This is a genomic window from Aureibaculum flavum (assembly GCF_016406085.1).
GTDB classification, from domain to species: domain Bacteria; phylum Bacteroidota; class Bacteroidia; order Flavobacteriales; family Flavobacteriaceae; genus Aureibaculum; species Aureibaculum flavum.
Map to the genome: position 1 here is coordinate 419,817 of NZ_JAEHFJ010000002.1, position 12,663 is coordinate 432,479.

Below are 12,663 nucleotides of genomic sequence, written 5' to 3' on the forward strand. Positions count from 1 at the left end.
AGTTGGAATTATAACATGTTTACTTAAGAATACATATAATATATTCTGAAATACATTTAATTTTAATTAAAGACCTTAATTTACTATTAATAATTAAAATGCATATTAACACCATTTATTCTATGAATACGAATCTAATTCAATTTCCAATAACAATACTCATTTTGTTTTTAAGCATTAATTGTGCATCAACTCAAGTTGAGCCATCTAACAACGAAGTACATAAATTTGCTGTTTATAGTATTGAAACAGGGTTTACAATTTCAAAAGTGCGTACTGCACAAAACCAGAATAAAACTTACGTAGTAGCCAGTAGCTACGAAGGTACTATTTTAGGGATTTCTTTAGATGGAAAAACACTATGGAAAAACGAATTATCTGGTTTTATGAATCATGATATTTGGGCTGCTGATATTAATAATGATGGTAATGATGAAATTATCGCAGCCAATGCAGATGGCACTGTATATTGCTTAGATAACAAAGGGAAGTTACTCTGGCAATTTAAGCAGAATGATGCACCAATGTATTCCGTATGTGTTATAAATAAAGAGAACGAAGCTTATGTGGTTTGTGGAGGATATGATAACAGTTTCTACTATGTGTCACCAAAAGGAGAAATGGTAAGCGAAATACCTTCAAAAACATATTCTATAGAAAAACCATTTGGCAAATCACATAAAGAATTGCCACCTTCAGGTTTGCACATAACAAATTTTCTAAGGCCAGGAAAGCTTAATGGAAAAGATATTTTAATTGTTCATGGTGTTCAGAATAGTATGAATGGGGATGGGTCAATCTATTTATTTAATCCTTTGGAAAAGCTGCCATTTGAAACTGTTAGTGTACAAAAACGTGGACCATATGGCGATTTAAGAGTAGTTGATGCTAATTCTGATGGGAGTAGTGAAATTTTATTAGGCCGAACTGGAGCTCAAGCAAAAGGAATGACTTTCCGTATTATTGACACAAAATCTCCTAATAAACAAAGTGTTCAAGATTTAAATAAAGCTAAAGATAAGGCTTCACTAAAAAGAGGTATGTATCGTGTTATTCAGCCAGAAGTTATTGATAATAATGGTAAACCCGCGTATATGTCTTTATTTGGAAGTAATATTATTATTTCAAATATAGGAGAACCACAAGCTGCTGCCGAAGTAATACCAACACGGTTTTCTTTTAATGATATGTTTAAAGATCCAAATTCTAACAAAGTAATATTAGCAAGTGCACAAAGTGGTGGCAGTGCCATTCATATTATTGATTTTAGTAATAAAGAATGGAAAAACGGTTATAAAAAATTAAATCCACCAGGAAAAATACAGGAGATACTGACTAATTCAGCAGAAATCAAACAGAATTTAAAAGGCTATAAAAAACCATCTTATCAAAAAGAATCAGCTCCAGTCTATTTTATGTCTGAAAACAGAAAGAAACAAGGTGCAGCAGAAGCTATTGAAAGGATTGAAGCGAAATATAGCAATCCAATATTTTTAAATGGAGGAAACTTTGATAAAGAAAATTGGGATCGTTCTACTATGACAAGTGAGATCTATAAAAATAAGCGAGATGGTAGAATGAAATATATACTAACACAAAATGATGTTTTAGAAATAATAGAGGAAAAGCATCAAAAGTCGAATGGTAAAGGTATTTCGTATTGGGGAGGACATGGTAATGATCCATTTATGTATCAAGTTTCAACCACTATGAAAGGTATGGATTTTGCCAATGGAAATAAAACAGTATTAATTTATCCAGAAGTAGTTGATTCTTCAGAAGAGTTTAATTTTGTGATGAATGAAATGTATTGGCCTTTAGCAAATTATGCTTCAACCCGAAATGGTAATTTGTACATGCGTAATAAGCATTTGTTTTGGCAAGCTGATGTATATATGCCAATGTGGGAACCTTTAGTTGCTGGTAAATATGCAAACGTATTTGTTCCAGCAATGGAAGAAACTACAGATAAATCTATGGAACTTAGTTTTACATCTCGATTGGGACTTTGGGCAAGTGGCTCTGTTGATAGTTGGGGAGCACGTTGTGCTAGAGATAACGTTAGTTTTGATCGTTTGCGTCAACATTCAAATCAAACGCTACCCAACCATTTTTTAAGAACCATGGTGTATTCAATATCTAGTGGTGCACAGTACATTGATAACTTTCCAGTCGATCAAGAATATATGAGTTTACTATGGGATTTAATAGCTGAAGGTGCACTATACGTACCAGAACGCTCTGATATTTTAAGTTTTTCACCTGTACATTTAAGTATTAATAATCCAGATGAGGAATATTTAACAACCTCAAGTAATGTAAAATGGTTGACCTTTTACAAGAAAGATGGAGATAATCTAGATGATTTTGCCTTTAGTAGGTTAAATGGCACATGGCCAGGAGCTCCTTTAACTAAATGGGATTTTTCTAGATATGCTGCCGGAGCAAATGAACGACGTTTAAATTTTATTCCAAAATATAATAACGGAATGGTTTTAATTACTCCTACACAAAATGGTGTATTTGTAGATAAAGATGCCGTTAGAAAACCGTTGGAAGAAAATATTAACCCATGGTACAAAGGTAAATTAAAAGAATATTATTCAGATGGTAAGAATTATATGTCCGCAGATGGTAAGACCACTTATAAACCTAGTGATTATTACAAGGTAATTGAAAAAGATATTGAAGATAGTGCTGTTTTGTTACCATTGACTGTTTCTGGTAATGTGGGATGGGTAGTTGCACAAATTTCACCAAAACATTTACGTTTAACAATTGTCGAAAATGGCTATATTAATCCGAAGAAAGCTACTGCATCGGTTAAAATTAATAGTATTAAAGTAGTAAAAATCAAAGATATCTTAAACAATGAAGAGTTTAAACCTAATGTAAACTCTGAAGTTGAAATAGATATTCCCTTAGGAGGTTTTCGTTTTATAGATATTGAACTGGAAAACGAATTAAAATAAGATTGACTGATATTTAATAGAAAAATATGAAAACATACATCGTCAAAATAGTAGTACTTGTAACTATTATCAGTTTAAATAGTTGTGATACGAAACAAAAGGAAGTAGCAGAAAATAATACTAATGTTACTGATAGACCAAATATTATTCTTTTTGTTTCTGACGACCATGGTACCGACGCAATAGGTGCATATGGTAATCCAGTTATAAAAACGCCAAATTTAGATAAGTTAGCAAATGAAGGTATCGTATTTACGGATGCATACTGTACCAGTGCCAGTTGTGCTGCTAGTCGTTCTGTAATACTTTCAGGAAAATTTGGTCATGCTACCGGCTCTTATGGTCATGTGCATGACTATCATCATTTCAGCACATATGATACTATCAAATCACTTCCAGTACTATTAAGTAAAGCAGGGTATGAAACAGCACGCATAGGTAAATATCATGTGGCACCAGAAAAAGTATATCATTTTGACCAAGTTTTAGAAGCAGATCCAAGAAATACGGTTGAAATGGCAGAGCAATGTGCTGATGTATTAAAATCAGACAAGCCCTTCTTTTTATATTTCTGTACGGATGACCCCCACAGAGGCCATCCTTTTGAACCGGACCCATGGGATACACCAAATAGTTTTGGAAATAAAAAAGAAGGTTATAAAGATGTTGAAACTATTACTTACAACCCTGAAGATGTTCTTGTGCCAGCCTTTTTACCTGACACGAAACAGACAAGAGAAGAAATTGCCGAGTACTACCAAAGCATATCTCGAATTGATCAAGGTTTTGGAAAATTAATGCAAATGTTGCAAGAAACAGGGAAAGCAGATAATACTATTGTTTTTTATATTTCTGATAACGGAATGGCCTTTCCAGGAGCTAAAACTACAGTTTATGAACCTGGAATTAAGTTACCATGTATCATTAAAGATCCGACAAAGAATAGTAAAGGATTGACGAGTAATGCTATGATTTCATGGGTAGATTTAACACCTACGATTCTTGATATGGCAAAGGTTGATTTTGATGCCAATAAATTCCATGGGCATTCATTTTATGATATCATGGGAAAAGAAAAGTTTGAAGGTTGGAATGAGATATATGCCTCACATACCTTTCATGAAATTACTATGTATTACCCAATGCGTGTTGTAAGAAGTGAAAACTATAAACTCATTTGGAATATTGCTTATCGATTAGAATATCCTTTTGCTTCAGATTTGTGGGCATCTTCAACTTGGCAAGCCATTTACAGAAATAATATAGAATTTTTTGGACCAAAAACAGTGAAAGACTATTTGTTTAGAGCAGAATTTGAACTCTACGATTTAAGTAAAGATCCGAATGAGTCGAATAATTTAGCTACTAACGCTTCTTTCCAAGACATTTTAAATACTATGAAAGGTAAAATGAAAGCCTTTCAAACCAAAACGAAAGACCCATGGATGATTATGTGGGGTCATGATGCTTCTTTACAAGGAAGTGGTGTTAATTTATAAAAATCAATATGAAAAAAATTAAGCAGATAACATTAATCGTATTATTTGGATTTTTAATATCATGTACTTCAAATGCCGCCGAAGTCATCCATATAAAGCATACAGATGGAGACATGACAATAGCAATTCGTGAAGTCATTGAAAATGCTAAAGGAAAAGATATCAAACTTGTTTTTGAAAAAGGTAATTATAAATTTCTTACTGATTATGCAGTTGGTAAATACATGCATATTACCAATCATGGTAACGGTTTTAAGAAAGTAATTTTCAATTTTGAAGGTTTTAATTCAGTTGAAATAGAAGGCAATGGTTCAGAATTTATATTTAGAGGGCAAACTGCACCTTTTGTATTTGAAGGTTGTAATAAAATCAATATTAGTAATCTTACTTTAGATTGGGATATTCCGTTTTCTTTTCAAGGTGATGTTATTGATGTAAATAAGGAAGAACAATATTTTGATTTAAAACCTTATACCGAGGGCTTTTCTTGGAAACTAACAAAAGGACAAATTGAATTCCCTGGAATTAATCATTTTAATTTCACAGCATTAGGAAGTACTTTGTCACATAACAAAGAAACCAAAGCAGTCGATTATGGTGCTTGGGATATATCTTTAAATCCAAATTACGTAGAAAAATTATCAAACGGAAATTTACGTTTTTATGATAAAAACATGAAACATTTTCCTAGAGTAGGAACTGTTTTACAGTCAAAAGGCGATAAAAAAAATAATCGTTATGCACCAGCTTTTTTAGTTAGAAATTCAAAAAATATAACAATTGACAACGTTGTGATTCATCACGCCTTGGGCATGGGATTCTTGTTCGAAAGGTCTGAAGACATTAAAATCATAAATAGTGGAATCTATATTCGTGAAGGTTCAGATAGAGTCATTTCTATTATTGCAGATGCAACTCATTTTGCAAATTGTAAAGGGGATATTCTAATAGAAAATTGTCGTTTAGAAGGAATGTATGACGATGGAACCAATGTGCATGGAACTTATGTGGAAGTTGATAAAGTTTTAAATAAAAATACGGTTAGAGTTGCTTTAAGACACGACCAGCAATTGGGTTTTGAGTTTGCGGGAGTTGATGATGAAATTTGGTTTATTAAAAGCCCTAATCCACAAAGAGCTGAAGAAAACAAAGTGTCTTCGGTGAAAGTTATTAATGATGTTTATACAGAATTAACGTTTAAAAATGAATTGTCTTCAGACCTCAAACCAGGAGATATTTTAGAGAACAAAACTTGGAACCCAACATTTACAATGCGTGGAAATACTATTAGGGATCATCGAGCGAGAAATATCATCATTAAAACACCTAAAAAAATAATTATAGAAGATAATGATTTATCATCAATGATGTCTTCAATTATGTTACGTGGTGAAACATTCTATTGGTATGAGTCCGGCAATGTAGAAGATGTTGTAATACGGAATAATCGTTTTGTTCATTGTGCTTATGGTGGAGCAGAACATGCGATTTTAAAAGTCTCGCCTAGACTTGGTAAAACTTTTGATGATTCAATGCTTTATGATAGAAATATATTATTCGAAAACAACACCATTGAAACCTTTGATAACAGAATTATTTGGGCTGATCGTGTTGATGGATTAATAATTAAAAACAACACCATCAAACAAACAACCACTGAACAACCGCAATATCCTGACGCTTTTATGTTTGATTTAATTAATTGTAACAACATTGAAATCACTAATAATATTTACGAAGGTGATTGTAAAAATGTCTTGAAAGCAGATGATGTTTCAAAAAAGACATTGGTTTTTAAAAAGAACAAAGGACTTAAAAAATAAGAGATGAGACTTTTCAAATTCATAATTGTAGTTTTTTTAAGTTTTACATCTTGTAAAGCTCAAAATGTGCCAACTGGTATAAATGATAAAATTGAAACACTTCAAAATCTAATTAAAAAAGCAGAAAAAAAAGGAATCGATGTTTTAAAAGAAAAAACAACTATAAGAACTGCTGAAATATTTTTAAAATTTGCAAATTGGGATGAAAAAAATGTGGAGACCAACGTAACATTCTTCAAAAAAGTACCATCTTATAAAGCGGACGCTGAAAAACTAGCACAAGATTTACCAGCTTTCGAGAGAAAAGAAATCTACTTAATGCTCGATAAAGCAGAAAGTAATTTAAGAAAATTAATTTCAAAAGAAATCTATAGAAAACCAAGTCCAAATGTAGATTGGACCAAAGTAAATGTTGAAGGAGACCAAATAACTTACAACAACAGACCTGTTTTTTTAACAGATTATACTTGGAAACCTGATGGGAAATTGTATAACGAATATCATGGAAATCAAGATGGTTTTTTCTTAACACCTTCACAAGTTATAGATTCAAACGGAACTGTTAACCCACGAGTTATTAATGAACTAGATTCTAAAGCAGATGGCTCTATTGGTTTTATTTTTATGAACCATAAAAATGTTCCTGATTGGACAACAAAAAAGTATGGAGAAGGTTTCAAAATGCGTGAAGATACCTATACAGCTTACGATATAGATAATCCTGGTGCTAGAGAGCTTCAAAAGTATTTATTGGGAGCAGTAGTTCCTAAAATGGCTGGTAAAAAATACACACAACTCGGTTATATGTTGTGTAATGAACCTCATTTTTATGCCTACAGCGATAAAACCAAGAAAAAGAAACCTTGGGCTTCAGGTCCCGTTTCAGAATATACAATTGCTAAGTTTAAAGATTGGCTGCAGCATAAGCATCATGGTATTTCAGAACTAAATCGAATCTGGAGAACAAATTTTACTAGTTTCGAAACAATAACAGCCAATATCCCTTTAGATATAAGCTTAAAGGGAACACCAATTTGGTATGATTGGGTAGCTTTTAATATGGATAGGGTTACGGAATGGTATACATTTCTAAAAGATGAAGTCAAAACTCACGACCCTGAAGCCAAAGTACATTTAAAGATAATGCCAAATCTTTGGACAAATAATATGAGAGCTCATGGTATCGATTTTGAAGCACTAACAGATTTAAGTGACATTATCGGTAATGATTCTGGTGCAGACCACAAGTATACTTGGGGAAAACCACATGAATGGCAAAAAAAATATGCTTTTGAGTGGCGAGAATTATGCATGGGCTACGATTTCTTAAAATCTGTAAGTTCAGATAAAATTAACTTCAATTCAGAATTACACTACTTATCTACAGTACGTTCTCGAGATTTATACCTAGATCCAAGTTATGCTAGAGCGACGTTTTGGTTGGCACATTCTTACGGAATGACAGCAAGTCAAATTTGGTTTTGGCCTCGTAAAGCAGATGGTGAAGTTACTGACAGAGCTGGCAAGGGTTATGCAGGGTCTAATAACCAGCAACCAAGAGTCACTAACGAAGTGGCAATGACTTTAATAGATTTAAATACCAATGCTGAAGCTATTATGGCAATGCAAAGACAACGTAAGCCAATACGTTTGTTTTATTCAAAAACGTCTGCCATAAATAATGGTAATCATATGGATAATCAATTCAAAATGTATGAAGCATTGCATTTTGAAGGTACACCTTTGGGCTTCGTAACGCAGAATATTATTAAAAAACAAGATAACAGTAATTGGAATGTAGTAGTTGTATACAATACTCCAAATGTTACTAAAGGAGAGCTTCAATCACTTCAGAATTACCTCGATAACGGTGGAACAGTTATCCTAGATAATAAAAGTCTGTTGAAAGATGAATATGGACAAGCTTTATTAGAATTAAAAGCTTCAAAAGGAATTTTAATAATGCTGAATTCAGTTTTGGAAATCAAGAACAAAGTATTATCCATTTTAAAAGATAAAAATAGTTTACCAGAAGTAAAAGTTGAAGAAACAAATACCATTGGTACTAAAGGTTGTATTTGGAAAGTCATTAAAAATGAAGCAGGTAATAACGTGTTGTCTGTGGTAAATGTTGGAAAATCAGATGCTACATTAAATATCACACTTAATGGAAGTGACGCTATTATTTGCAAAGATCTAATTGATGGAATTGAGGTTAGCAAAACGCCAGTATTAAAGCCTTTCGATGTCTATTTTGTTGAAATAACTAAAAACTAAAACATGAAGAATTATTTCTACACTTTTATCCTAGTGATATTTATTTTTACAAGTTGTAATACAGCTAAAGTAGATGCTTCTAAATCAAAAATTGGAAATTCAAAAGATGTACACGTCGTTTTATTAGCTGGTCAATCAAACATGCAAGGTGCAGGAAATTTTGATAATTTAAATGCTTCTGAAATTGAAAGAATTGAAAAAGTTTCAAGTCGAGTTTCACTAAGTTTTAACGGAGGAAAAGTAGAACCACTCTCTTATTACGATAATAAACCATCAGAAAAATATGAATTTACAAAACGCTTTGGTCCAGAGATATTTATAGGGTTAACCTTAGCGGAAAACAATCCAAATCAAGAATTTTTATTGATAAAGCGTTCTCAAGGCGGAACCGCTTTGTATGGTGCATGGAACCCAAATTGGACAGCCGAAAAAGCGAAAGCTGTTGAAAAAGAGAAAAAGCAAAAAATTCAGCTTTACAATTTGCATATCCAAGATATAAAGGAGAATTTGAAAGCATTAGAAACTCAAAATAAAACCTATAAAATTATTGGCTTAGCTTGGATGCAAGGGGAAAACGATGCAGCAAAAGAAATTAGTGCAACAACTTACGAAGAGAATCTTAAAATTTTGATTAAAAGTTATAGAGATGAATTTGGTATTATAAACATGCCATTTGTAATCGGACAAATAAATTCAAGATACGGAAAGTATAAAGCAAAAGGTCCAGCAATGGTTCGGAAAGCTATGGAAGATGTGGCTAATTCAGATAAAAATGTTGATATCGTTAAAACAACAACGGATACGAGTTGGAGTGATTATCCTAAACATATGGATAACGTCCATTATAATGCCGAAGGACAAAAACGCTTAGGTAAGGCATTTGGAGAAAAGCTAATTATTTTAAATAAATAGAGCTATGAAAAACTATTTGATACTATTTGTTGTTATTGTTTTTTATTCATGTAAAAATGAAAAACCTTCTCATACGAAAATAGCTCAAAAACCAAATATTGTCTTTGTATTAGTGGATGATTTAGGCTATGCTGATGTAGGTTTTAACGGTTCAAAATATTTTGAAACACCTAATTTAGATGCTTTGGCTAAAGAAAGTTTAGTGTTAGATAATGCGTATATGTATCCCACATGTTCGCCATCAAGAACTGCAATTTTTACAGGAAAACAATCTTTCAGAACTGGAGTTTATACAGTACCTGTTCTTGAAAAGGGAACAGCGGAAGAAAATATTTTTTCACGTTGGACAGTTGGGAAAGAACATCCAATCTATGCAGAACCCTTGGCAGATGCTGGATATAAATCTATTCATCTTGGTAAATGGCATATTGTTGGTCCATATCCAGAGAAAGAATTGTCAATGGAGTTTCCATTTCATCAAAAACTGACACAACCAGAACCTGGAGATTATAGTTGGGTAGCAGCACATAAACAACCAGAAATCAGTCAGTATTATCCTGAAGGAAGAGGTTTTATAAAAAATGTAGGAGGCACATTTAGAGGTGATCCTGGATTTGAAGAAGGTGGTTATAAAAGTGAAGCAGGAGGTTATTGGGCACCATTTAGCAATCCTTTTATAGACAAAAAAACAGACGATAATTGGTTAACCGATAGACTTACAGACGATGCTATTGCGTTTATGGATTCTCATAAAGAAGAACCTTTCTTAATCAACTTAAATTTTTATGCAGTTCACAGACCAATTAAGTCGCGTAGTGAAAAGTTGTATAAAAAATATATGACTAAACCTGTTGATTCAGTTTTAGGTCAAGGTATTGGTAAGAACGCAAAAGCAAAGGAATTAATGGCAAAATATGCCACAATGCTAGAATCTGTTGATGATAATATACAACGCGTAATTGACTATTTAGATAAAAACGGACTTAGAGAAAACACCATAATTATTTTAACATCAGATAATGGTTACCATAGAATAGCAAGTGCAAATAAGCAATTAAGAGGAGCAAAAGGAGATATTTACGAAGGTGGAATAAAAGTACCAATGTTGGTGAATTGGCCAAAGAAGGTAATACCAAGACGAAGTGAAGTTGCGGTTTCGGGGTTAGATGTTTTTCCAACGCTAATGGATTTAGCAAAAATTGAAGATTATAATGGACAATTAGATGGTGCTTCAATGACTAGCTTATTTCAAACAGATGATAAATCTCTAAAAGAACGACCCTTGTTTTGGCATTTAGCAAGTCAATATAAACATGGTACTTGTTCTGTAATTAGAAAAGGAAATTATAAGTTAATTCAATTTTTAGCGGATGGTAAATTGGAACTATATGATTTAAAAAACGATCAAAAAGAAAGTCATAATCTCGTTGAAGAACAACCAGAATTAACAACAAAATTATTGGTAGAATTAGTGGATTGGCGAAAAAACAATATGGTGCCTTTACCACCAAATTCTGTTTTGAAATTTTAGATTAAACCAATGTTGAAATTATAAGTCAAATTGATTTAGTCTTATATAAAACTTAAAAAATGAATTCAAAATTTTTAAAAATATCATTATTCGTTTGTTGTTGCATGTTTTTGTCTTGTAATGCACAAAAAGGGAATAAAACAACTCAAACAACCGTTAAAAAGAAACCTAACCTCATCATCATTCACACCGATGAGCACAACTTCAGAACATTAAGTTGCTATCAAAAATTATTGACAGAAGATCAAGCCTTTGTTTGGGGAAAAGGGAATAATTCGACAACGCCAAATATTGATAGATTGGCAGATGAAGGTGCCATTAGCACGAGTTACTATGCATCTTCTCCCGTTTGTACACCATCGCGTGCTTCATTAATGACGGGTTTATATCCACAAGCAACAGGAGCACCTAAAAATGGGCTTCATATTAGAGAAGATGTACCAACGTTTGCAACTATTCTAAGAGCTCAAGGATACGCAACATCATACGTTGGTAAATGGCATTTAGCAGGTCATGAGAAATACACATTTAATATTAAGTATAAAGCAGGTTTTGATGATAACCGTTATATGATGCGTGGTGGACATGCACCCTATTTCAAACTTTCTCAAGACGGTTCTGTAATCACTGGAATTAATGAAAAGGTTGCGGCCAAATTAAATAAGGGTGAGTTCGTTCATGTAACAGATTTCTTTACAAATAAAACACTCGAAATTCTAGAACGAGATAAAAACAAACCATTTGCGTTGATGTTATCCATTCCAGATCCACATACGCCAGATGTTGCGAGACCACCTTATGATAGAATGTATAAGGATTTAAAAATTGAAGCACCAAAAACAATGGCATCGGAATATACAGCTATTAAACCGTCTTGGGCAACAGATAAAACTAAGAACGAAACTATTGGAGCAAAATCTTTTGAGAATAAAAAAGAAACAAGTGCTTTAAAACAGTATTTCGGTATGGTAAGTCATATCGATGATAGTGTAGGTCGAGTTCTTAAATTTTTGGAGGATAATAATTTAGTGGAAAACACTATAATTATTTTCACTTCAGATCATGGAGATATGTTTTTTGAACATAACCGTAGAAATAAAGGTGTGCCTTATGAAGCTTCTGCTAGAATTCCATTTGTTATTCGTTATCCTAACAAAATACCAGCCCATAAAGTGATTAATACAGCGTATACAAATGTAGACTTTGCACCAACGATTTTAAGCTTAATGAATGTCAAAACTGATGCTAAGTTTCATGGTTTAGATACCTCTAAAGATTTTACAAATACTAAAAAAGTAGTCGATAGTGATAGAATTACATATTACGCCAAATCTGGTGGATGGTGGGTAACTGCGGTAAATGATCGTTATAAATTAGTTATTGATAAAAAGGAAAAGCCCTATTTGTTCGACCTAGAAAAGGATCCTGATGAGTTGATTAACTTTTACTACCATAAGGACTATAAAGACATAGCAAATATGATGCAAACCGAGTTGTTTAAGCAGTTAAAAAAGTATGATGAGCCAGGATTAAAAGGCAAACAAAGCTTTATTACGGAGTGATAATTAGCTATAAAACCTATGGCGACATTAATTTTACCATAAACGACACACTACCCTATGCGTAGGTTACCTTTGATTTATAATCTT

The 12,663-nt window shown here is 32.7% G+C and carries 7 protein-coding genes; all 7 read left to right on the forward strand.

All coding sequences use genetic code 11. The features are described from left to right. The first annotated feature begins 122 nt into the window (after positions 1–122). Genes JBL43_RS05075 through JBL43_RS05105 form a run of 7 tightly spaced genes read left to right on the forward strand, consistent with a single transcriptional unit; the run spans position 123 to position 12,576 of the window. Positions 123–2,972: a PQQ-binding-like beta-propeller repeat protein gene (locus JBL43_RS05075; protein WP_198840382.1), complete on the forward strand. Its 2,850-nt coding sequence runs from the start codon at positions 123–125 to the stop codon at positions 2,970–2,972. Positions 2,973–2,998: 26 nt separating this feature from the next. Beyond that, complete coding sequence (locus JBL43_RS05080; RefSeq protein ID WP_117883670.1) at positions 2,999–4,471, forward strand: sulfatase family protein; 1,473 nt, start codon at positions 2,999–3,001, stop codon at positions 4,469–4,471. An 8-nt stretch (positions 4,472–4,479) separates the two neighbouring features. Next, complete coding sequence (locus JBL43_RS05085; protein ID WP_198840383.1) at positions 4,480–6,294, forward strand: alpha-1,3-galactosidase-related protein; 1,815 nt, start codon at positions 4,480–4,482, stop codon at positions 6,292–6,294. Positions 6,295–6,297: 3 nt separating this feature from the next. Further along, entirely contained in the window at positions 6,298–8,571 is a 2,274-nt protein-coding gene (locus JBL43_RS05090) for an alpha-amylase family protein (RefSeq protein WP_198840384.1), read from the forward strand. A 3-nt stretch (positions 8,572–8,574) separates the two neighbouring features. Then, positions 8,575–9,483 carry a sialate O-acetylesterase gene (locus tag JBL43_RS05095; protein ID WP_198840385.1) on the forward strand — a complete coding sequence of 303 codons (909 nt, stop codon included), beginning with the start codon at positions 8,575–8,577 and terminating at the stop codon, positions 9,481–9,483. A 4-nt stretch (positions 9,484–9,487) separates the two neighbouring features. Continuing rightward, positions 9,488–11,014, forward strand: a complete 1,527-nt coding sequence (locus JBL43_RS05100; RefSeq protein ID WP_198840386.1) for a sulfatase — start codon at positions 9,488–9,490, stop codon at positions 11,012–11,014. Between the two features lie 59 nt (positions 11,015–11,073). Continuing rightward, positions 11,074–12,576, forward strand: a complete 1,503-nt coding sequence (locus JBL43_RS05105) for a sulfatase family protein (protein WP_198840387.1) — start codon at positions 11,074–11,076, stop codon at positions 12,574–12,576. Positions 12,577–12,663 lie beyond the last annotated feature (87 nt).